Source organism: Niallia circulans, assembly GCF_007273535.1.
Taxonomy (GTDB): Bacteria; Bacillota; Bacilli; order Bacillales; family Cytobacillaceae; genus Niallia; species Niallia circulans_B.
In genome coordinates this window covers 542,684-565,514 of the sequence record NZ_RIBP01000001.1, presented here as the reverse complement: position 1 = coordinate 565,514, position 22,831 = coordinate 542,684, and the positions used below count along the sequence as shown (strand labels likewise).

Sequence of the window (22,831 nt, the reverse complement as noted above, 5' to 3'; positions counted from 1 at the left end):
TAATAGTGGTACTACCTTTTTTCTATTTGTGCGAATTAGATGATCTCTAACAGCAAATCTACTAGATTAGGATCAAAGTGCTTCCCTCTTTGTTCGAGAATATATTGACGTGCTTCCCTATTACTCCATGCCCTTTTGTATGGTCGCTCAGCTGTCAAAGCATCGTAAACATCTACAATTGCCACAATTCTAGCCTCTAATGGAATATCATTACCCTTTATTTTATATGGATAGCCAGTACCATCCCATTTTTCATGATGATATAAGATTATCCTTTCAGCAACATTAAGGTCTAGAGAACTATAATGAATATTAGCCGTTTTCTCCTTCAGTATAGCCACACCTAATAAAGGATGCATTTCAATAATTTTTCGTTCAAATTCATTTAATCTGCCAGGCTTGTTTACTATTTTTTCAGGTATACGAGATTTTCCAATGTCATGAAGAATACTAAGTTGAATAATACTTTCCAAAAAATTATCATCCAACATCCTGTTATTTTTATTATTGTAAGCCTCAGTAAGAAGTCTTGTTAATTCTTGTACATTTGTTAAATGCTCCATGATATCACTGTCTTGAATTTCACAAACTTCCGTTAAGTAATCAATAAGCTGTTTTTCTGAATTCCTTTTATAAGTTATTATCCAATCGTGGACAGAGTTCTGCTCATAAGCATAGTTGTTTATTCCCATACATATCCCCCTTTCTTTTTTATATCTGACGGAATATTAATTCTAACTATATGAAGTAATTACAACTATTTACATAGGAACTAAGTCCTTATCTGTAAATAAATTCTAGAAAAGGAGGTAGTTCCTATAAAAATATTAATAAATCCCTAAAAGTGCTCCGTCTGTAATTTTGACTGTAAGCGGCACATTATAATCAAGTCCTGTTGTCTGATCAACCGACTTCACTGTTATCTTCAATAATCCAGAATAGCTGCCGGTTGCGACTTTCGTGTACGCCAACCCAGATCTAGTTCCCACAACTAACATCAGATTTATAACACAACTTTGATTTCCAGGTAATGTTCCTGCTTGCGTCGTATTATTGGTTGTCCCTGCAAATATCGGTTTAACCCATTTGTCCATAGTATCTGTCGTATTCGGGCCCGAACTATTTAGCATACTTATATATATATCAATATTGTTTTTAGATTTATTTGTTATTTTCAATGCATTAGTAATTGTGTAGCCGATATTATCGTTTACTATAGCAAGTGATAATTCAGGCGGTCTGCTTAATGAGCCTAAATCTAACGCATAAGACGATGAAGTCTTTTTTCCAAAAGTCGTATTGATTGTTTTGGTAGTTTGTTGAAAAACACTGCTCCCAGCACTATTCACTGCACCTCCAGAAGAAGGTGTTAAATAGAATAATGCACTGGTCTGTGTCTTTGCTAGCAGACTATTTTCTGTACTTCCTGAAAAAAAGGCATATGCCCGCATACATATTAGCAGCGGGCATACAAGTGTGATAATAATCACCTTAATACTAAGCTTCATTTGGAATCACTTTTTCTTTTTTTAAAAGTGAGAGCCCCAATGTGAACATGAAAATTACCATCCCTGCCATTAAGATCATTTTATATTGTTGAATCCAAAACAATAATTTACCTAGTACTGGAATGTGCATAACATATACACCATTTATTTGCTTAACAGTCAAGGCTTGTGCATCTTCGATAGGGTTGGCATCGCCCTGTGTTTTAAATGTGCCGTCTTTCACGTCAGCTTCGACAATTCTGTGAACTACAGGAGTATAATGATCAGACACATGAAATTGGATAATATCGTATTTTTCAGGGTGAAGGTTTTTCGTTTTTAATACGACAAGCGACCATTTCGGAATAGTCGGTTCCATGGAATCATGAATAACAATGGTAGAACGGTACCCTAACAGGTAAGAAATTCCGAGTCCCGCTACTAATATAAAACTGCAGATAACGGCTATGAATAACTTCCGATTCATTATCGTTTAGCTCCTTCCTTGGATGTTGCTGTAAATGTTAGTTTTAAGTCTTGCGTTTGATTTTGAAATGTATTATCAGCAGTTGCAGGCAACATAATTTTCACTTTCATTGTTGAAGTGCCTCCCGCAGGAATTGTCACAACATTATTTTGCACAAAATTATTTACAGAACTCATCGTTCCATTGTTAATTTGAATTTGCAGGCCGTTTGCGACATCAGACCATAATGGACTTGTATTAGTACCTTTTAATACAGAAACTTTATAATCAAATGCTACATTTCCTGTGTTTTTAACTGTTACATCACGTTCTACATAATCGCCTGGTACTAAATCACTGATAACGAATTGACTTCCAACACTTTCACCTTCTGCTAACTCAATTTGGAGCTTCCCAGTTCCTAATTTATCTCCAGCAGTTGAAGTATTAGCCGTGAAATAGGCAGTTGATTCAGATACATTATCAATTGTAACTACAGTAGTGAAAGCTGCTCCAGTTAAAATGAGCATGCTTAATTTAGTTGCTTTACTTAGATTTAATAGTTTATTCATATTGTGATACGTCCTTCCTTGGTTATCCTTTTAAATTCCATTTTGTTTATGGGACTATTATGCTTGATAAATGGTAATAAACGTATAGTTATGAGTTCCTATTCCTTGGCTAAATAAATAAATAGGAGTGTATTCCTACCTAATATTCAAAATTAAGCGCAAAAAAATAGCCTACTCCTAGAAGTAGACTATTAAGTTCGAGAAATATTTCAGTTAATCCTATTCTTTAAAACTAAAGAAACAGCTTGCATCCGATCAGAAACTCCAAGCTTGTTAAATATATTCGTAATATGGTTTTTGACGGTGTGTTCACTTATAAAGAGGATTTTTGCGATATCCTTGTTGCTGTATGCCTGTATAATATATTCAAAGATGTCTTTTTCTCTATTTGTTAACCCATACTCTTTTGCTATTGATTCGATGATTGGTGCTTGAGTTGGCTGTAACTGTTCTTCTTCCTCAAACTCAATTGTTAAATCAATATCAAAAATAGCTTTTGTATCAACATGATGCTTAAACATATCTAATAACTCTTTATCAATCCCTTTATTACGCTCCATCACTTTATACCAATTATCATTCCCAATATAATTTTGGGCAATTGCTAGTATTTGAGCTTCCTTACTGTATTTCGCCTCTTCTCTAATCGACTTTGAAGCAATCTCTCTATATTGCCTAACTATTTCCGATTCCTCTGTAAGATAAGGACTTTTTAGTAGTAAATCAGGCTCAAAGGCAGAAACAAGTATTGCTCTATTCAAAATATCAGAGATTTCAGCAATGCTTGGATTTGCAGCTACAAATCCTGTCACAGCTTTGTTCATTTCATTTATTTTTTCAAAGGCACAAACATCTTTTATTTCAAGTGACGAATGCAGCATAATAGCCATTTCGTCTGCAAAACTATTATCGCGTTTTTTATTGAGAAGATTGTTCAAAAGCATACTGCCCATAATTACAAGTGTGGACAATAGCTGGCAACAATCTTCGATATCATAGCTATCTGAAAATTGAACAGCTAATGCTCCATATATCTCATTGTTAAAGCTAATCGGATACTCATATAAATAATCGTTATTAGGTAGCTTTTTCACACTGCCTGTTAGTTCTACTTTGTCTTTTCCTGCAAGGAATAATCGTTTAGATGCTTCCTTTACGTAATTTTCCGTATCATAAGCTGTAGTACCACGAGATATTATTTTCACCTTTTTCTTCACTGGTTCACCTGTGAAGAAAATAGTAGAGGATTTTGGTTTAGATACTAAGTTAAGACTAATATCAACTAATGCATATAGAACGCTTTTAACATCCATAGACTGCTTTAAAAAATTCGATACTTCCACCAGTCCTACTAACCGCTGCTTTTGCTTCATAAACCCTTCTATTATTAACGTGGTCTTTAACTTTGCTGTTAGAACAGATGTTACCATATTATTAATTAATGAAGAGATTTGGCTTGCAGGTCTTTTGGCAAAGTTAACAATAAACAGAATTCCATCTGTAGTTTCGTGTAACCTAATCGGGTTGCACCATATTTCAGAAGGCACCCCTAAACCTAAATCCAGAAAAACGGAAGTTCGTGGATCTCTCTCAATCTCTTTCCAAGTTTGAGGGTCAGGAGAAACACCGGCAAATCCCATAAATCCTTCGCCATTTTTAAACTTTAATCCTAAGATCTTGTCTGCAAATTCTCCGACAGCATTGCTTACTTCATACTCATTATTAGAAACCTTTGGTGCATAACAAATCAAATCTAAAACATCTGTTTGTTTTTTGAATTCAGTTAGCAATTGGTCAACTGTTAGTACAGAAGGCGAATGAGATAGCTGTAATGCTGGTAAATTGCGGACAATTCTATCTGCTCCCGCCTGTAACGATAATAAATATTTTACATTGTTGCCCATAACAGACATCGTTTTTAATGTTTTATTAATAGCAGCAGGTGTTAACCCGCCTCTTTTATTAATAAAATTAATAACTCGTGTTTTCACAGCATCTGGAACGGAAGAAGCTTGAACATTTTTAATTGTTTCAGCTTGTGTACCAGCCTCTACTACGATTCCACCGAGTATATAATAAGGCTTGTAAGAATGGTTTAACTGAAAGGATGAAACAATGATTTTGACGCCGTCGACCGCAATGTCGTAAACAAAAGCTGTATCTAGCTTTGCAAACTTTATAATCTTATCCATATAATTTGGATCTATATCCATGTGCTGATCAATGATAGGTCCTAAATCAGGGGCTATTTCAGCAGGCAGAATTTTCTTGCCTGTTCCGTCGATTATGGTAATGGATAGCCCAGTCATCTCAGAGTATACTTTCTGCAAGTCTGATAAAAACTGTAAAGTATTACTTTCAATCATAGTATGCTCACATCACTTTTAACTAAAGGTTCTTTGTATCGAAAAATCGCAGAATCTCCTTCACCATACTTTTCAATGATGGACATTTGTGTTAATTGTTCGATTACATTTTCTACTTCGAACATATTTCTTCCTAATCTGGTCGAAATGCTTGATTTAGTTTCCATTGCATACGGATTTGCTTTAAAAAACAGCATGCACTCTAAACGGATTAATATTTCCTTACTCTCATTTGTCATTGAATAGTCCCCTTATACCATACGGATATATGGTCTGCTTGCTATATTTTCAATAATTAAAGGAGCTGACATTCTGCCAGTTGGAGACTTTGTTACTTGCAGCATCTGATAATTCCCATCTACCCAAGTACGAATAATTCCATTACTTGCCCGTTCAAATACAGAAGCAGTTTCTGGACTCAATTCAGCAAAGTTACAATGTGCAAGCATCGTTATTCCATTCATCCTGCAACGCAATGCTTCCTCCGCGAAAAATCTTTGTGTAAATTCTTTGCCAAGCAAATTAACTAAAATATTCAAATCATAATAAACAAACCAATTTCCACCACTATTTAGATTATTTTTGATAATTTCGCTAAATTTTTCTCTAAGTTCATTTTGAAACCCGGTTTCGCTAACATCACTTATATGAACCACTCCATCTTTAAAATCATCTGGAATGTCCCGTTTAAACAGCTCAACAAAATAGGCATTTTTATTGTTAATGGCATCTTTTAAATTAATGTCATATTCCTTCATTGAATGAGCAATTATCTCTATCGTGGAAATATTTGTCATCATTGTGATAACCTTATCTCCAACCTCAAGTCGTTTAGCTAATAAAGAGGTAATAATGTAGCGATAATTTGCTTTACTGTTTGTATCGATTGTAAACACACTGCCTCTTGGCAGTCCACCGTGAAGAATTTCGTCTAAGGAATCTATTCCTGTAGATATAACTGTGTCAGATTGTGAAATAATCGACTTATCCTCTGCCATAGAAAGAGCAGGAATAATGTGAATCCCATTCTCAAGGAACTTATAACGATGTTCCCCTTCATGTATTTTCGTGCCTCGCATTTTTAATACTTCAATCGTTCTTTTGCGGTACTTTTCCATATATGGACATAGTGATAAGTGAATTACTCCATCACTAAGATAATTTTCAAAGGAGTTACTTTCAAGAGGGTTATCAATTCCAATTGCTTCACTGATAAAGAATGTTGTGATTGCGAATTTCCGTAGGACATTTCTTAACGTATATACTTTATTGCGAGCATCAATCTCTTTATTAAGTACTTTGTATAAGCTTATACTGTCTATAACAAGTCTTTTACAGTCAATTTCTTTAATTACTGCCTCAATCAAACCATTTGTACTAGTAATTTGTTCTAATAAAACATCAGGCTCTAGGCAAATGACTCGCAGCTTGTTTTTTGATTCTAATTCCCTTAAATCCCAGCCAAAGGAAGATGCATCATGATATAACTGTTCTGGCAATTCTTCAAAAGTTATATAAATTCCAGATTCATCGAACTGTCTAGCACCTTCCACTAAAAATTGAAGTCCTAATGTAGTCTTTCCAGTTCCAGGCGCACCTTGAACTAAAGTTATTGATCCTTTAGGCAAACCTCCAAATAATATTTCATCTAAGCCACTAATCCCTGTAGCAACCTTAGTTTTTTTGTTCAATTACAAAGTCCCCCTCTTAATAATTTCTCTTTAATTTACCAGTATCGAACGAACATTATATTAGAATAATACCAAATGAATTTCATTTAAGCATTAGGATAAACTAGGAAATTAAACACATTCATTCATCCTTTAAGCATAGGTAAATATATCTTGATATCCATTCGTTGTAAATAGGATAATTCTACCGTTATTTATTAGAAATACAGTACATACATTACATTAAGACCACGTTTTATAAAACCATCTATATAACAATGCTCCTATATTAATAAATATTTTCAGCAAATAAATCTTTGTTGATTGTTATTATTTAATATCCCTTAATAGCATTATTTTAGTAATATCACTTTTTCCCTTTATGATTGCAAGCAAAGCCAAACAATTTAAATCCTTAAACGGGAAAAAATATATACATTCTCATTATTTAGTACAAACAATACAATGTAAAAAAAATATGTTTTTTTCTACCGATTGTTTTACTAAACTACACTAAACTAAGTAGGAATAATAATGGTATAATAAAGTAATGATAAGTGCTATAGGAGGAATACGATTGAAAATCGATGATATCGCAAAATTAGCCGGTGTTTCTAAATCAGCCGTTTCATTGGCATTTAATAATAAACCTGGTATCAGTCAACAAACGAAGGAGCATATCTTACATACAGCAGCAATGCATGGCTACACACCAAGATCAGTAAAAAAAAGAAACGAAACTCCTTTAAAGAAAAACCATATTATTCGTTTTGTCGCTTGTAAAAACACTGATGTAATAACAGACCAATACGAGTCCCAACCGTTTTTTAGTGAACTACTGAATCATTTGACTGATATTGTTAGAGAAACTGGATACACACTCGCCATTTCCTCCATTGATATACATGATCTTGCAAACGAATTATTACAGTTAGAGACAGACCAAGAATCAGCAGGAATTCTTTTGCTGGGTACAGATTTGCCTTTTGAGAAAATCGAAGAAATAAAATCAATACATCATAATATTATTGTATTGGATACATTATTTGAAGCCTCAAACATGAGCTTTGTATCCATTAATAATTTTCTTGGTGGATTTCAGGCTGGTGAATTTTTGTACAGGCTAGGCCACAGAAAAATAGGTTTTATTAAATCAAATACTCGAATTTATAATTTTTCCAAAAGAGAAGCTGGCTTCCTCCATTCATTAGAAAGAAATGGTCTTAGTTTAAATGGTACATATGTATTTGAAGTTCAACCAATGCAGGTTTTAGCTCAAGAATCATTAAAGCAATCCATAGCAAGCCTTAAAAGTCTTCCTTCTGCCTTTTTTTGTGAAAATGACTATATGGCGATAAGTACAATTAAATCACTTCATGAGCTTGGTATTAAAGTTCCTGAGCAGATTTCCGTATTAGGCTTTGACAATATATATGAAGCAAATATTATTAGCCCTGAATTAACAACTGTTCAAGTAAGAAAAGATATATTGGCAAAATTAGCGATCGAAAAGCTTGTAAATAACATGGCAAACCAAATACATGAAGCAACACAAAGCCTTGTTAATACAGAAATTATTGAACGTAATTCTTGCATAGCTTATACTGCTTCCAATTGATGGTTACTATATCAAAAGCCAGTTCAGTCGGCTTTTGATATAGTGTTATAATTTCTTGGGGAATAGAGAAAAAAAGCCGCCAAAATGGCAGCTAACGTATCGCTATATACTACGAAGCATTTCTTTTATCTCATCACGACTTTGCAGAATGGCCCCTTTTTCACTCGGAAATATGGCAACTGCGCCATTGTCCTTTTCTATGTCAACAAGCAAATCATCCAAAAATTCCTGTAAAGACATATTGAATGCTTCATATTGACCGCCTATCGCTTCAGCTTCCATCTCGGCAAAACTTCTTCTTGGCCAAACAGGCAGTGAAAATGAGAATTCATCCTCCTCCAACACTAACAAGTCACCATTTTCATCGCGCAGCAACCAAACCTGCTCATCCATGGAGACAATTGTATAAAAATATAAAAGCCGTTTTTCAGCAGGTCGTTTTAACATCATGCGTTTAAATAATTTCATATTGTTTCTTCCTTTTCTTATTATCCAGTAAGTAATGTGATTTAATCTTCATTGCTATATATTTCTATAGATATATCTTCAGGAAATAACTTTACAAGTTCATTAGGATCTTTCCATTGGTTCGAAATAAAAGAAATTAAACAAATATCATGGCCTTTGATGCCTATAGTTGTTGTCTCATTCATATGGAAGGTGATACTATCTTCTTTATAAAATAATGGTCCAAACGTTAAGTTATCCTGATTAGATACAATAAAATGCATATCAGGTAGAAGAAAACGGTCTACCAACTGTATAAACTGTCGTGAATTTGTAATCTTAACAGTGAACATTAGAATATCAAAATGAATACTTCTACCTTTAGGCATCATTCTTATAGCACGTTCTTGAGGAATGAACAAATGGCTATACTCAAATTCCAGTTCATCAAGTTCTTTTTTCCCATTGGCAAACTGATAATCGTACCATTGAAAGGTTATATATAAAGGAAATTGATTTAACTGTGTGAAGAAATTTTTATATAGTTTGCTTATATCATCTTCATCATCAGATATAATCCAAACTTCATCAGGATTCGGTTTTACTAAAAATTCTTCTTTTTCTCTATCATAATGCTCTAATCCAATATAAATCTTCATCCAAACTCTCCTAAAAAACAACATTTCTATTATTACAGTTTATATTAGAAAACTTAGCAATACTAGAATATTTTCATGAATTATCAAATTATTTTAAAATTTACTTACTACCATTTTACACCCTTTATCAATGTCTTCTATTGGCTTATGCCCCTTATTTATTGCATTTCTCCCTATTTTTTTGGCGAATTACATTTTCCCAATTCTTTTTGATTGCAATCAAAGCAAAAGTATTATATTATTTGATATATCAATTATTGATAAGTCAAATATTGATGTATCAAACAATATTAAAGGAGTGTTATTTTATTATGAGTAAATATCAAAAAACAAATGACTTCAACGAAATCGTATATGGACGTCGTTCCATTAAAGTATATGATCCAACAGTAAAAATCAGCCGTGAGGAAATGAGCGAGATTTTAGAAAAAGCTTCTAAAGCTCCGTCTTCCATTAATATGCAGCCTTGGCGTTTTGTAGTAATTGATACAGAAGAAGGTAAAGAAAAACTAGCACCTCTATCTAGATTTAATAAAGAGAAAGTATTAAGCTCGTCTGCAGTAATTGCTATTTTCGGAGACAAGAAAAACTTTGATTACGCGGAAGAGATTTATAGCAATGCTGTCGAGCTTGGCTACATGCCTCAAGAGGTAAAGGATGCTCAAATGAACGCATTTACACCTTATTATGCGAATATGGCAGATGATATTATGAACGATACTATCATGCTTGATGCTGGACTTGTTTCTATGCAGCTTATGCTAGTTGCTCGTGCATATGGTTATGACACAAATCCAATCGGCGGTTACGAAAAAGACCAAATTGCGGAAAGTTTTGGTTTAGAGAAGGATCGCTATATTCCAATTATGCTTCTAACAATTGGTAAAGCTGCAAATGAAGGCTTCCAATCTTATCGCCTGCCTGTTGAAACAATCACAGAATGGAGATAAGGAGTATCCCTCTTTTTTAAAGAGCAATTTTTCAGGAATAAACCAGGTAGAGACCCGGCTGCTCGCAGCCGGGTCTCTACCTTTTATTTATAACAATCAAATTAAAATCAGCGGAGTTCTTCTGGCTTAGCAAGCTGGATATAGTCCTCTTCCAGTATTGCCATTAAAATATGATCACACCATTCTCCATCTATTAATATACTTTTACGCTCCAAGCCTTCTTTCACAAATCCAGCCTTTTCCAGCACTCTAAACGAACCAGGATTTTGCGGGCTAACACCTGCGATGACACGATGAAAATTCAATTCTGTAAAGATGATTTTCAATCCTTCCTTTAATGCTTGTTGCATATAGCCTTTTCCATTATGCTTGGAGTCTAATTGGTATCCTACCATGCACGTTTGCTTTGGGCCTCTTTCAACAAAGAAAAAATTGACCGCACCTATTAATTCTGCTTCTAGGAAAATACCAAAATCGTATCTTTCATCATTTTTGGCTTTTTCTATACTTTTTTCAATCCATTCTATTTGGCCATCTAAAGTATAAAATGCTTCACTTGGTTTAATTGGTGACCATCTTTCGAAATGTACTTTATTGTTTAATTCCAGTTGTAGCTTCCTGTGAGCGTCTGATAAATCATATAATCTAATATTAACCTTCATTGTCCCTGTCCTTTACTATTATTGCTGGTTGCGTAAACCTTTTTCTTAAGATAGTAAGCACCGCGAATCAGTAACATAACTCCACTTGTTCATATGATTAAAGTTTTAGTTAATTCGTCATTAAGAGTAATACTGCTCATAACACTGCCAATAACTATTATTACTGCGGCGAGCATCAAATGAATTATTTTCATATAATACCTTCTTTTTAAAATGATTCTACTCTAAGATAGCTTTAGACGACTCAAACTATAATTATTTTAAAGTATCTTTGAAAATCAAATACCATTTTAGAAGCTCTTCACACTACTCCCCAACCATTTTTATACTTAAAATTATTTCACTATTACTTTAATAATTCAACATATATATAATATCATGGCAGATAACTTATAAAACATGTTTCGTTTTTGGCTTCAAGCTTACAATGAACGAGGACTATCAGCCATCGCATTAGCAAGAATGAGATATACAATGATATTTGAGGGTAAAGTAACAATAAATATTAATCTCACTGCAAACGCAGATATCCCAAAGTATTCTGCGATACCGCCACAAACTCCGGCTATCGCCTTATCGGTTGCTGATTTCCTTAACTTATTCCTCACAATTTCTCTCCATCCTTCAAGTTAAAGTGCTTCTTTTTATTCATACCATTTTATATACTGCAAACCATAAACAGAGGCCACTGTCATAACAACAGACCAAATAACTAAACTAACCCCTAGCCAAGTGACAACCTTCTTTCTAGAAGATCCAAATAAAAGTGCCATCAATGCAGCAAGGTCTGTGCCAAGGATGGAGGGTGATAACAAAGCAAACACAGGCAAACCGTACTTATCCCAAATATGCTTTGCTCGTGTTTCTCTCTTCGAAGGTTCTGTTATTCCTTTTTGCTCTTTTCTTTTCCTGCGCCATTCGGCTATCTGCCTAAAAAATATTGCGAAAACTAACACCATTAAAAAATTCCCTAAAAAGGCAATTACACCAACTGCTACTGGTGACATATCAAAAAGAATACCAACTGGAATTATATAAAAAACATCTAAAAACGGTAACAACGAAATAATAAATAAGGCAAAATATTGCCACATTCCATCTGCACTTTGAACCCATTCAACCATCTATATCCCTCCATACTTGTGTAGTTTAAAACTGTATTTTTATTCCTTCTCTAAAACTTAATACGAATGAATAGTAGAAAAGTTCCGGAAATTACCCTTTAGGCATTTGTCATGTTGCTGATCTTTTCTTAACGGAAATAATTTTAGTTAAAAATGCTCTGCGCATCATAATGAGAGCGTTATCTTTTTATTTATACTTTCTAAATTCCAAAATAATATGTTAAATAATCTGACAACTTAATTGACGTCTTGATTTTTGTCTTTATACTCATAACTATCAAATAATATTGGTTCTTGTCATAGAACAAAGATGCCGCCTAGGGTTCCGGTTTGTAAAAACGTCTGGTCCGAGAGGTGGCGTACGGTATTGCTATACTGTATACACGGAGGGATAAAAGCCCGGGAGAATTTTGTATAAAAATTCTCCCGGGCTTTTATTTTTTCAAATTTATTTTGGAAAAGAGGATGAATAATATGATTAATCAAAAACCGACATTAACAAAAACCTTAAAGCTCCATCAAGTTGTATTCATGGGGCTTGCGTGGATGACACCAATGATATTTTTTACCGTTTATGGAGTGGCATTTGAAGCTGCAGATGGCATGATGACTCCTGCTTATTTGATTGCTTTTATAGCGATCTTTTTCACCGCCTTCAGTTATAGCCGCATGGTAAAGGCTTACCCTATTTCTGGCTCCGCTTATACGTATACAAAAAAATCCATTCATCCGAAGGTCGGTTTCTTAGTTGGTTGGGCCCTTTTATTAGATTATGTCTTCTCCCCTATTATCGCTATTTTAACGTTTGGCATCTTTATGAATACAGAATTCCCCTCTATTCCGGTATTCGTTTGGATTATTATCATGAATATTGTGCTAGTTATTGTTAACATCATCGGCATTAAATCTGCAGCCCGCATCAGTGGTATATCTGTCCTTGTGCAAATTGCTTTTATCGTGTTATTTTGTGCATTAATTGTTAAGGATGTTCTTTCTGGTGACACTGCTGCTAGCTCGCTCTTTTCCCTTGCACCGTTTTTAAGTGATCATAGTTCATTAAGCGCAGTATTCACTGGTGCTTCCCTAATTTGCTTCTGTTTTCTTGGCTTTGATGCAGTCACTACCATGTCTGAAGAAACAATAAAAGCGGAAAAAACCGTTTCGAAAGCAATTTTTCTGATCGTCCTTATTGCGGCTGTCATGTATATTGCAATTTCTTATTTAACACAAGTTGCTTTTCCTAACTTTGCATTTTCAAATCCAGATAATGCTGCATACGCACTTGTTCAGCTTGTTGGTGGTAATCTATTAAGCTCTATCTTTATTATGGTGTTGATCATTGCCACATTCACTCAAGGAGTTTCCTCGATGACAAGTGTGAGCAGATTCCTGTTCGCTTTAGGTCGTGAATCGATTCTTCCAGTGAAGCTGTTTACAGCTATTCATCCAAAATACAAAACTCCTGTTGCTAACATCATCTTTGTTGGAGTAATTTCCTTCGCTGCTGTCTTTTTTGATCTTGATACAGCTGTAACCTTTGTCAGCTTCGGTGCTTTGACTGCCTTTACCTTTGTGAATATTTCTGTGATCGCCCACTACTATATTAAGCAAAAAGAACGGTCCTTGAAGGGAACCTTTGTCTATCTTGTTTTCCCGTTAGTTGGCGCTGGTTTTATTTGCTGGCTGCTGACACTGCTTAATAAACAAACACTAATTTATGGATTGGCTTGGCTTATTATTGGCTTTATTTACATGGCCATAAGAAAAGCATGGATAACATCAAAAGTTAAAAGCTCCACTACAAGGAAAAAATTGCTGCAACAAAAAACTATGTCAGATAATCTGACAGATTAGTAGTTTTTATTTTCAGAATAGTTATACTTTAGTTTATTAACAATCTAATAAAGGTTTTCACAATCACAATATCGTTGAAAACAAAAAGCTGTCTAGGGTTCCGTTTAAAGAGTTTTCTTTAAAGTCAGGTCCGAGAGAGAGCGTGCAGCACTTGCTGTATACACGGAAGGACAAAAGCCTGGGAGATGAAAATCTCTCTTTCGCTTTTGTCCTTTTATTTTTTTAAGGAGGTTTTATTTATGGATACAGTAATTAACATTCCTGGTGGTGGAAAATGGTCTGGTGTAATCAGCCGTGGAAAAACGATTAAATTTACAGCAGCTGAGGATGGCGCAAATATTTCCTTGCTTTTGTATTCTGCTGCAGATACTGCAGAAAGGTATAATATGCCAGACACATTAAAGGCACAGCATACCTCTCACTTAACGAAGGGAAATGTGCTGATGAGTGATAACGGCCGCGTCCTTGCAAGTATTATTGACGATTCACTTGGCTGGCATGACACTATTTCAGGCTATATCTCACGTCGGCTTGTTGATGAGCGCTATGGCAAAACAACTTATCAGGAATATCGAAATGACTGGCACCGCAGTGGTGAGGAGAACTTTGCAGTTGAATTGTTCCGTAATGGGATGTCTCTTCGTGATCTTGTGCCTGTTGTCAATTTATTTTCTAAGGTCTATTGCACAGAGGATGGAAAGATGCATTATGCCCTTGAGCATGCCAAAAAAGGCGACTCTATTGTCCTAAGAACAGAAATGGATGTACTCCTTATTACATCCAATACACCGAATCCTTTAAATCCAAGCACCAATTATCCTGCTGTTCCAGTAAAACTGGAGGTCACAGCTGCGACTCCAATTAGTGAGGATGATTGCTGCCTCAATTATTGTCCAGAAAACAGGCGTGCCTTTGAAAACACATGGAATGATTCAGCACTTACGATAGGAGGAATGCAATAATGGCAGTACTTTACCGAGTTGAAAGCGAACGTAAACAAGAAAATGCCATCATATCAGAAACAATTCCGGCTGGCGATGGCTGGACATACACTTTAGAGCCAGGGCAGGTTCTGCGAATCGTCGATTTAGAAGGAAATCAAGCTGCCGACACGCTCTTTTATGATGCTGAGAATCCAATTGACCATTACAGTGCAGTCAATACGATTACCAAGCAAGGCAATGTATATTTAACAACTGGTTCTGTCCTTTTATCTGAGTCTGGCAAGGAGTTAGTGAAAATTGTCGCAGACACATGTGGAAATCACGATACACTCGGCGGCGCCTGTTCGGCTCAAAGCAATACTGTCCGCTATTCACATGACACACTGCCAATGCATAACTGCCGAGATACCTTTATGCTGCAGCTTTCAAACAATGACCCCCGCTTTACAAAACGGGACTTGGCTCCAAATGTTAACTTTTTTATGAATGTCCCCGTCACACCAGATGGCGGCTTAACGTTTGCTGATGGTGTGTCTGCTCCTGGCTATTATGTGGAAATGGAAGCAGCAGCTCGTGTGCTCGTGTTAATCAGCAATTGCCCACAATTAAATAATCCTTGTAACGCTTATAATCCAACCCCAATACAGGTGCTTGTTTGGGATAAATGATAAAGGAGTGACAACTATGTATACAAAAGTATTAATTGCCAACCGCGGTGCGATTGCTGTTCGCATTGAGCGTACTCTTCGAAAAATGGGAATTCAGTCTGTGGCTGTTTATACGAAAGCAGACCAAGACAGCCTGCATGTTGATTTGGCAGATGAAGCTATTCTAATTGGTGAAGGTGCGGCAAAGGACTCTTATTTAAATGGAGAGCTTCTTCTTAAAATAGCGCACGAAACAGGTGCTCAAGCAATCCATCCTGGCTATGGTTTTTTAAGTGAAAATGCCGATTTTGCACGGGCCTGCTTTAAGAATAACATTGCCTTTATCGGGCCAACACCAGAACAAATTGAGCTATTTGGTTTAAAGCATTCGGCCCGGGAAATTGCCGAAAGAGCAAATGTTCCGATGCTTTCTGGTACAAAGCTTATAACGGAGCTTTCAACAGCTCTGTCAGAAGCAGCAAAAATCGGCTATCCAGTCATGCTGAAAAGCACAGCTGGCGGCGGTGGAATCGGCATGCGAGTCTGTGAGGATGAAACTGTATTAAGAACTGTTTTCGAGTCTGTTAGCAGGCTGGCTCAAACGAACTTTAACAATGGTGGTGTCTTTTTAGAAAAATATATTCAAAAGGCTCGTCATATTGAAGTCCAAATATTTGGAAATGAATTTGGCGAGGTAGCAGCACTTGGTGAACGAGATTGCTCGATTCAACGCCGCAATCAAAAAGTCGTCGAGGAAAGCCCTGCTCCCTGCCTGTCTTCTGCAGTGCGTGAACAAATGCTGCTGGCATCAAAACGCCTTGCTGCAGAGGTTGGTTATCGCAGTGCCGGAACAGTGGAATTTTTGTATGATCCAGACACAGAGCAATTTTACTTCCTTGAAGTAAACACAAGACTGCAAGTCGAGCATGGAGTGACAGAGGAAGTTCTCCGTATTGATTTAGTGGAATGGATGGTCAGAGAATCAGCCGGCGAGTTACGCGAACTCGAGCAATTATATACAAAACCAGCTGGTCATAGTATCCAAGCAAGAATTTATGCTGAAGATTGCTTAAATGACTTCCGTCCAAGCGGCGGTCAAATAGATCAAGTTATTTTTCCAGAAAATGCCCGGGTAGAATCGTGGGTGCGTGACGGACTTACTGTAACATCGTTTTACGACCCGATGCTTGCAAAAATCATTGTGCATGGAGACACTCGGGAGGATGCGCTTCATCAGCTGGAAACCGCCCTTTCAGAGGCAAGATTTTATGGCATCACAACAAATCTATCCTATATTCGAGCACTTTTATCGGAGGACAATTGCCGAAACGGGCTTGTTTATACTCGTATGCTTGAAAACTTCTCTCCTGCTGAACAGGCAATAGAGGTGCTTGATGGTGGTATTCAAACAACTGTGCAGGATTGGCCAGGAAGAATTGGCCATTGGGACGTTGGTGTTCCTCCATGCGGACCAATGGACCCACTGTCCTTCCGAATTGGAAACAAACTATTAGGCAATGCCGAAAATGCATCTGGTTTAGAATTAACTTTACGCGGCGGCACATACCGCTTCCGCTTTGACACTGCCTTCTGTTTAACTGGTGCTGAAATGCATGCAACTCTTGGGGATGTGGAAGTGCCGATGTACACAGTCATCCATGCAAAGAGAGGTCAAACGTTAACATTTGGTGAAGCTGATACAGGAATGCGGACGTATTTCCTTATTGCTGGCGGCTTGGATATGCCCCTTTATTTAGGCAGTGCCGCAACCTTTACTCTTGGTGGCTTTGGTGGACATGGCGGCAGAGCATTACGAACTGGTGACGTATTGTCTGTTAACGATGCTTCCCTGCCTGCTTATACTGCAGTCATAAATGACCGTAAACCAGTGATTACTAAAGAATGGACAATTGGTGTCATCCCTGGTCCGCATTGCACAACAGAGTTTTTGTTGCCTGAATATTTGCAGCAGCTTACAGATACAAGCTGGGAGGTTCACTTTAACAGTTCACGTACAGGAGTTCGCTTAGTTGGTCCTGCTCCCTTGTGGTCACGCAGTGACGGTGGTGAAGCTGGACTGCATCCATCAAATATCCATGATAATGCTTATGCAGTCGGTACACTTGATTTAACTGGTGACATGCCGATATTACTCGGTCCTGACGGACCAAGTCTGGGCGGATTTGTTTGCCCTGTTACAACAGCATCAGCAGAATTTTGGAAAATTGGCCAGCTTCATGCTGGTGACAAGATTCGCTTTAAGCTAATTACACTGGAAGAAGCAGAAGCGCTTCGCGACGCGCAAGAGCACTATCTCCAAAGCATCGGCGAAACGGAATTAGAAGACCTGCCAGCACTGACCAAGGATAACGCCAAGCTTACTTGCGACTATCCTGTATTACTTGAATCTTCAACAGGTAGATTTCCGATGAAAATCAGAGCTGCTGGCGATAAGCATGTGTTAGTCGAATATGGTGAGATGGAGCTTGACTTACTGCTGCGTTTTCAAGTTCATGCTTTAATGGAAGCCATTCATAAAGAAACTGATTTGCCTATTATTGAAATGACACCAGGCATACGTTCACTGCAAATTCATATTGATGCACCCAAAATGACAGTGAAAGAACTAAGCAATATTATCGCTTCAATCAATAGTTCACTGCCACCATTAGAGGAAATTGAAGTACCATCACGTATTGTCCGTCTTCCCCTTTCCTGGGATGATCCATCAACACAGCTGGCTATTGACAGATACCAGAAGAATGTTAGACCTGACGCTCCTTGGTGTCCGAGTAATTTAGAATTCATACGACGTGTTAACGGATTAGATCAGATTGAAGACGTGAAGCGGATTGTCTTTGATGCCAATTATCTTGTTCTTGGTCTTGGCGATGTGTATCTTGGTGCACCTGTCGCAACACCAGTTGACCCGCGTCACCGTCTTGTTACAACAAAATATAACCCTGCCCGAACTTGGACACCTGAAAATGCTGTTGGTATCGGCGGTGCTTATATGTGTGTTTATGGTATGGAAGGACCAGGCGGCTATCAATTTGTCGGCCGAACTGTTCAGGTATGGAACAGATTACGGGAAACAGAAAGCTTTCAGTCTGGAAAGCCTTGGCTGCTTCGCTTCTTTGACCAAATCTCGTTTTATCCAGTCAGTGCAGATGAATTACTCGTTATGCGTGAGGATTTCCTGCGTGGAAGATTTGAAATTGATATTACCGAAACAACCTTTAAGCTTGGTGATTATTTAGCTTTTCTAGCCTCTATTGAGGAAAGTACAAACACATTCCGCAGTACACAGCAAGCCGCCTTCCATGAAGAGCGTGAAAGATGGCAGGAGCTTGGTTTGGCAGAGTATGTGTCAGAGCAAGAAACACCGGAGCATACAGAGGAAGTACTTCCAGATGGTGCAGAAGCTGTGCGCAGCTCCATGCCAGGCAGTGTTTGGAAGGTGCTAGTTTCATCTGGAGACTATGTACAAAAAGGCGATACATTAATAATTGAAGAAAGCATGAAAATGGAATTTCCACAAGCAGCTCCCTTTGACGGAACAATTGAATCTATTCATGTTGCCCCTGGCGATGAGGTGTATGCAGGCCAGTTAATTGTTTCTATTAAAAAAGCAGAAAGCGGTGATTTAAGTGCAGACAAATTCCCTAAAGACATTATCCATTCGTGAAATCCAGGCAGGATATGAAAATGGCACGTTAACGCCTGAAGCACTTATAGAGCTGATTATCGAACGGGCAGAAGCTGATAAGGATATGAATATTTGGATTACACCCCCTTCCTGGAGCTTTATTCGTTCTTATCTGGATAATCTTGATTTAATAGACAGAGCTACATCACCTTTATGGGGAATTCCTTTTGCCATCAAGGATAATATTGATCTTGCAGGCATTCCAACAACTGCTGGTTGCCCTGATTTTGCTTATACACCAGAACAAAGTGCCACTATTGTTCAACGCTTAATTAACGCAGGTGCCATTCCTGTCGGAAAAACAAATTTAGACCAGTTCGCCACTGGACTTGTCGGTACGAGAAGCCCTTTCGGCGAAACAAAAAACGCATTAAGACCTGAACTTATCAGCGGTGGTTCAAGCTCTGGTTCTGCAGTGTCTGTGGCGCGTGGTCAAGCAGCCTTTTCCCTTGGCACAGATACTGCCGGCTCTGGCCGAATCCCGGCAGCCTTAAACGGACTTATTGGGTTCAAGCCAAGTCTTGGTGCATGGCCCGTTAAAGGGGTTGTTCCTGCATGTGCAAGCATAGATTGTGTCACTGTTTTTTCTACTAATCTTCAAGACACTGTTTTTGTGGATGAAATTGTTCGAGGCTTTGATAAAGAAGATCCTTGGTCAAAGGATCTAAAGAGAAAGTCTTCATCCCTGCCTAAGCGTCTATTAGTTCCTAAGGACTCGCCTGTATTTTACGGACCTTTTGCAGAGGAATATGAACAAGCCTGGCAAACGGCTTTAACAACACTAAACAGCCTCGGAATCCTTATTGAAAAGATAGATGTCAGCTACTTGTTAGAAGCAGCTTCTGTTTTATATGATGGACCATGGGTTGCTGAAAGATGGTCCGATTTAGGAGCTTTTATTGAGGAGCATCCAAACTCAAGCCTGACTGTAACAGAAACCGTGTTACGCACCGGTGCCAAATCAGCATATACTGCCTCCTCTCTGTTTCAAGCAATGCATAAGCTGCAAGCATCAAAACGTAAAGCACATCTACAGCTCGAAGATGCAGTTTTGATCATGCCAACTGCTGGAGGGACATGGACACGAGCTGAAGTACGGCACGAGCCGATTCAAACAAACAGTCAAATGGGGCTTTACACAAATCATTGTAATTTACTAGATTTATCTGCCATTAACATTCCTTCTGAACCTATAGAAGATACATTGCCATTTGGAATTACTTTATTTTCAGGTGCTAATGATGAACATCTTATTACAGGGCTTGCAGCAAAATTTTTAAATGAGTCTCCTGTGCCGACGCAAACAAATACGGTCACGATTGCAGTTTGTGGCCTGCACATGCAAGGGTACCCCCTTGAAGTGCAAATGAAGGAGCATGATGCCAAATTTAAAACAAAGACTAAAACTTCTGCAAACTATCAGCTGATCGCATTAAATACTGCTCCAGCAAAGCCAGGCCTCATTCGTGAACCACATAATGGAGCTGAAATTGATCTCGAATTATGGGAAATGCCTGTGCAACAACTTGGTGCTTTCGTATCACTCATCCCATCACCACTTAGCATTGGTACGATTGAACTTAAAGACGGTACATTTGTTAAAGGATTTTTGTGTGAACAATGGGCTGTAGATGAAGGAAAGGACATTACTCGCTTCGGTGGCTGGCATCAATATTCAGCAAGCAAGCCGTCTGCGCATTCCGTTTTATAAATAATCGAGAAGGGTTAAAATAACCCTTCTCTTCTCATTATCTCTCTTTTTCTCTTCTTTTTTGAAAAAAACTCCCTTTTCCACCACTAAATCTTCCTTGAATATTAAAAAGATAGCAGTATAATAAAAATTAATTATATAGCTCGAAAATGTTTTCTAGGGTTCCGCAGCAATTTTTGCTGGTCTGGTCCGAGAGAAAACTCACAGCAATTGCTGTGTCACGGAAGGACAAAAGCCTGGGAGAAACTGTTTACAGTTTACTCCCAGGCTTTTGTTTTTTTTTCGGGCAAAAATAAATTTGGAGGTGCATGACATGAATTCCACTTGGATTCAAGTTTTTATTGCAGCATTTTTTGAAGTATTTTGGGTTATTGGTTTAAAGCATTCTGATAGCTTTCTAACATGGACAGGAACAGCTATATGTATCGTTATTAGTTTTTACGTCATGATTATGGCAGGAAAAAAACTGCCCGTCGGAACAGTTTATGCTGTTTTTGTTGGTCTGGGAACTGCAGGAACAATATTCACTGAAATTCTATTCTTTGGTGTTCCATTTAAACTGGAGAAAGCACTGTTAATTTTGCTGCTGTTAGCAGGTGTTATCGGGTTGAAATTAGTAACAAAGGATAAAACTCAAAAAGGAGATGTATCATAACATGGCTTGGATCGCTTTAATTGCAGCAGGACTTTGTGAAATGTTCGGTGTAACAATGATAAATAAATTGCATAAAGAACGAAACTGGCAGTCTCTCCTATTACTGATTGTTGGATTTGGCTTAAGCTTTGTTTTCCTTGCATACGCAATGGAAACTCTTCCTATGGGTACTGCCTACGCCATTTGGACAGGAATTGGTGCTTCAGGTGGAGCAATACTTGGTATGATTCTTTACGGGGAGTCCAAAGACTGGCGAAGACTTATATTTATCGCGATGGTTTTAGGTGCAGCAGTTGGGTTAAAGCTAGTTTCGTAGAGAAGTATAATAAATACTAGTAATATCAACTCATAAAACCGAACAAGTCTAGTTTGTTCGGTTTTATTCTGTTTTAATATTACAGCTTATATATACGTCCATCTCCTCGGGAATTCTAGCTTATCTCAAACATGAATGTAATTAAGGTGGATATCATTTAATATCTTTCTTAATGAAGTATTAGTTATTTCTTTTTGTCCTTTTTAACTGATAACTTCCTTTTTAGCAAGCAGCTGCTTCATCAGTTTTTTTGCTAGCGTTGCAGAGCGCACGCGCAAATGTAAATCTGCAGAAATTTCAACTGCGTATTGTCTGCTTTTGATTGCTGCTTTTAATTCAGCTATAGTAGAGCATTCATGTTCTAGCACATTAAAAACCGCTCCATATTGAAGAAATTGATGTGTATCGCTTCCTGCTGTGACTGGAAGTCCTAATTTTTCTGCTAGCCAATACACATTTTCTTGGTTTTCTTCGACCCCAATGGAATAAAGATCTTTTCCATTTAAATCAAGGGCATCTAACCTTCTTAATACACTTGGTTCATGCTGGGTAAGTGGTGTACTCGGACGAAACGGATGTCCCCCAATTTTTATGGTTTCATATGAATCAGCAATGTCGAGTAGTGCAGCAAGAACTATAAAATTATCTTCCTCTAATTGAGGCTGTATACTTTTAAACATATGTAATATTGCATCACGATTGCTAATCAGCAGAATGTGACCAACGCCCTCCACATCTACCTCCATGCCTGGAAATATCTTCAGTCCTTCTACCTCATAATAATCATCGTTATATGAATAATTCTGGTCTAAATAATCATAAACATCCAGAAATCTTAGTGTGTTGAAATGCTCTGTTAAGGCAATTGCATCAAGGCCCGCTGCGCGTGCTTCTTTCACCATTGTTTGAAAATAATCAGGCATAAAGTCCGATTTTTTCGATATTTTCACATGTGTGTGTAAATCAATTTTCAT

The 22,831-nt window shown here is 37.4% G+C and carries 22 protein-coding genes and 3 riboswitches; of the genes, 9 read left to right on the top strand and 13 right to left on the bottom strand.

The genetic code is table 11. From position 1 onward, the window contains the following. Positions 1–35 precede the first annotated feature (35 nt). The 7 genes from CEQ21_RS03790 to CEQ21_RS03760 form a co-directional block, all read right to left on the bottom strand. The gene (locus tag CEQ21_RS03790; RefSeq protein WP_185763320.1) at positions 36–692 is read right to left on the bottom strand and encodes an HD-GYP domain-containing protein; all 657 of its coding nucleotides are present in this window, start codon (positions 690–692) and stop codon (positions 36–38) included. Positions 693–827: 135 nt separating this feature from the next. After that, a complete protein-coding gene (locus CEQ21_RS03785) occupies positions 828–1,508 on the bottom strand; it encodes a hypothetical protein (RefSeq protein WP_185763319.1) in 681 nt (226 codons plus the stop codon). After that, complete coding sequence (locus CEQ21_RS03780; protein WP_185763318.1) at positions 1,498–1,974, bottom strand: signal peptidase I; 477 nt, start codon at positions 1,972–1,974, stop codon at positions 1,498–1,500. The genes CEQ21_RS03785 and CEQ21_RS03780 overlap by 11 nt, the downstream gene beginning before the upstream one ends. After that, positions 1,974–2,525, bottom strand: coding sequence for an Fn3-like domain-containing protein (locus tag CEQ21_RS03775; RefSeq protein ID WP_185763317.1), 552 nt, complete (start codon positions 2,523–2,525; stop codon positions 1,974–1,976). The genes CEQ21_RS03780 and CEQ21_RS03775 overlap by 1 nt, the downstream gene beginning before the upstream one ends. Positions 2,526–2,734: 209 nt before the next feature. Further along, positions 2,735–4,891: a LuxR C-terminal-related transcriptional regulator gene (locus CEQ21_RS27355; RefSeq protein ID WP_328593453.1), complete on the bottom strand. Its 2,157-nt coding sequence runs from the start codon at positions 4,889–4,891 to the stop codon at positions 2,735–2,737. Beyond that, positions 4,888–5,130, bottom strand: coding sequence for a hypothetical protein (locus CEQ21_RS03765; protein WP_185763316.1), 243 nt, complete (start codon positions 5,128–5,130; stop codon positions 4,888–4,890). Before CEQ21_RS03765 ends, CEQ21_RS27355 begins: the two co-directional genes overlap by 4 nt. A gap of 12 nt (positions 5,131–5,142) precedes the next feature. After that, a complete protein-coding gene (locus CEQ21_RS03760) occupies positions 5,143–6,582 on the bottom strand; it encodes an ATPase domain-containing protein (RefSeq protein ID WP_185763315.1) in 1,440 nt (479 codons plus the stop codon). Positions 6,583–7,138: 556 nt separating this feature from the next. On the opposite strand from CEQ21_RS03760, the gene CEQ21_RS03755 reads away from it, so the two are divergent. Next, positions 7,139–8,179, top strand: a complete 1,041-nt coding sequence (locus CEQ21_RS03755) for a LacI family DNA-binding transcriptional regulator (RefSeq protein ID WP_185763314.1) — start codon at positions 7,139–7,141, stop codon at positions 8,177–8,179. A gap of 102 nt (positions 8,180–8,281) precedes the next feature. Here CEQ21_RS03755 and CEQ21_RS03750 read toward each other — a convergent pair whose 3' ends face one another. Further along, positions 8,282–8,647 carry a DUF2750 domain-containing protein gene (locus CEQ21_RS03750; protein WP_185763313.1) on the bottom strand — a complete coding sequence of 122 codons (366 nt, stop codon included), beginning with the start codon at positions 8,645–8,647 and terminating at the stop codon, positions 8,282–8,284. 41 nt (positions 8,648–8,688) lie between these two features. Beyond that, positions 8,689–9,285, bottom strand: a complete 597-nt coding sequence (locus CEQ21_RS03745) for a hypothetical protein (protein WP_185763312.1) — start codon at positions 9,283–9,285, stop codon at positions 8,689–8,691. A 311-nt stretch (positions 9,286–9,596) separates the two neighbouring features. Here CEQ21_RS03745 and CEQ21_RS03740 point away from each other — a divergent pair, with 311 nt between their 5' ends. Then, positions 9,597–10,235 carry a nitroreductase family protein gene (locus tag CEQ21_RS03740; RefSeq protein ID WP_185763311.1) on the top strand — a complete coding sequence of 213 codons (639 nt, stop codon included), beginning with the start codon at positions 9,597–9,599 and terminating at the stop codon, positions 10,233–10,235. Positions 10,236–10,342: 107 nt separating this feature from the next. On the opposite strand, the gene CEQ21_RS03735 is transcribed toward CEQ21_RS03740, so the two are convergent. From CEQ21_RS03735 to CEQ21_RS03725, 3 genes are all read right to left on the bottom strand, one after another. Beyond that, the gene (locus CEQ21_RS03735; RefSeq protein ID WP_185763310.1) at positions 10,343–10,897 is read right to left on the bottom strand and encodes a GNAT family N-acetyltransferase; all 555 of its coding nucleotides are present in this window, start codon (positions 10,895–10,897) and stop codon (positions 10,343–10,345) included. Positions 10,898–11,319: 422 nt separating this feature from the next. Further along, positions 11,320–11,505, bottom strand: a complete 186-nt coding sequence (locus CEQ21_RS03730) for a PspC domain-containing protein (RefSeq protein ID WP_185763309.1) — start codon at positions 11,503–11,505, stop codon at positions 11,320–11,322. Positions 11,506–11,541: 36 nt separating this feature from the next. Beyond that, positions 11,542–12,021: a small multi-drug export protein gene (locus CEQ21_RS03725; protein ID WP_185763308.1), complete on the bottom strand. Its 480-nt coding sequence runs from the start codon at positions 12,019–12,021 to the stop codon at positions 11,542–11,544. 306 nt (positions 12,022–12,327) lie between these two features. Next, a riboswitch (guanidine-I (ykkC/yxkD leader) is annotated at positions 12,328–12,429 on the top strand. A 66-nt stretch (positions 12,430–12,495) separates the two neighbouring features. Between CEQ21_RS03725 and CEQ21_RS03720 the strand changes: the two genes are divergently transcribed. From CEQ21_RS03720 to CEQ21_RS03690, 7 genes are all read left to right on the top strand, one after another. After that, positions 12,496–13,875 (top strand): APC family permease, encoded by a 1,380-nt coding sequence (locus tag CEQ21_RS03720; RefSeq protein ID WP_235907152.1) that lies wholly within the window; start codon positions 12,496–12,498, stop codon positions 13,873–13,875. 81 nt (positions 13,876–13,956) lie between these two features. Continuing rightward, a riboswitch (guanidine-I (ykkC/yxkD leader) is annotated at positions 13,957–14,062 on the top strand. Between the two features lie 52 nt (positions 14,063–14,114). Beyond that, positions 14,115–14,837 carry an urea amidolyase associated protein UAAP1 gene (locus tag CEQ21_RS03715; RefSeq protein ID WP_185763307.1) on the top strand — a complete coding sequence of 241 codons (723 nt, stop codon included), beginning with the start codon at positions 14,115–14,117 and terminating at the stop codon, positions 14,835–14,837. Then, entirely contained in the window at positions 14,837–15,487 is a 651-nt protein-coding gene (locus CEQ21_RS03710) for an urea amidolyase associated protein UAAP2 (protein WP_185763306.1), read from the top strand. The genes CEQ21_RS03715 and CEQ21_RS03710 overlap by 1 nt, the downstream gene beginning before the upstream one ends. Positions 15,488–15,503: 16 nt before the next feature. Beyond that, positions 15,504–19,154, top strand: coding sequence for an urea carboxylase (gene uca, locus CEQ21_RS03705; protein WP_185763305.1), 3,651 nt, complete (start codon positions 15,504–15,506; stop codon positions 19,152–19,154). Next, complete coding sequence (gene atzF / locus CEQ21_RS03700; protein WP_185763304.1) at positions 19,117–20,886, top strand: allophanate hydrolase; 1,770 nt, start codon at positions 19,117–19,119, stop codon at positions 20,884–20,886. Before uca ends, atzF begins: the two co-directional genes overlap by 38 nt. 145 nt (positions 20,887–21,031) lie before the next feature. After that, positions 21,032–21,131: riboswitch (guanidine-I (ykkC/yxkD leader) on the top strand. A 68-nt stretch (positions 21,132–21,199) separates the two neighbouring features. After that, positions 21,200–21,541: a DMT family transporter gene (locus tag CEQ21_RS03695; protein ID WP_185763303.1), complete on the top strand. Its 342-nt coding sequence runs from the start codon at positions 21,200–21,202 to the stop codon at positions 21,539–21,541. 1 nt (position 21,542) lies between these two features. Beyond that, positions 21,543–21,857 carry a DMT family transporter gene (locus CEQ21_RS03690; protein ID WP_185763302.1) on the top strand — a complete coding sequence of 105 codons (315 nt, stop codon included), beginning with the start codon at positions 21,543–21,545 and terminating at the stop codon, positions 21,855–21,857. A 203-nt stretch (positions 21,858–22,060) separates the two neighbouring features. On the opposite strand, the gene CEQ21_RS03685 is transcribed toward CEQ21_RS03690, so the two are convergent. Further along, positions 22,061–22,831 (bottom strand): PHP domain-containing protein, encoded by a 771-nt coding sequence (locus CEQ21_RS03685; RefSeq protein WP_185763301.1) that lies wholly within the window; start codon positions 22,829–22,831, stop codon positions 22,061–22,063.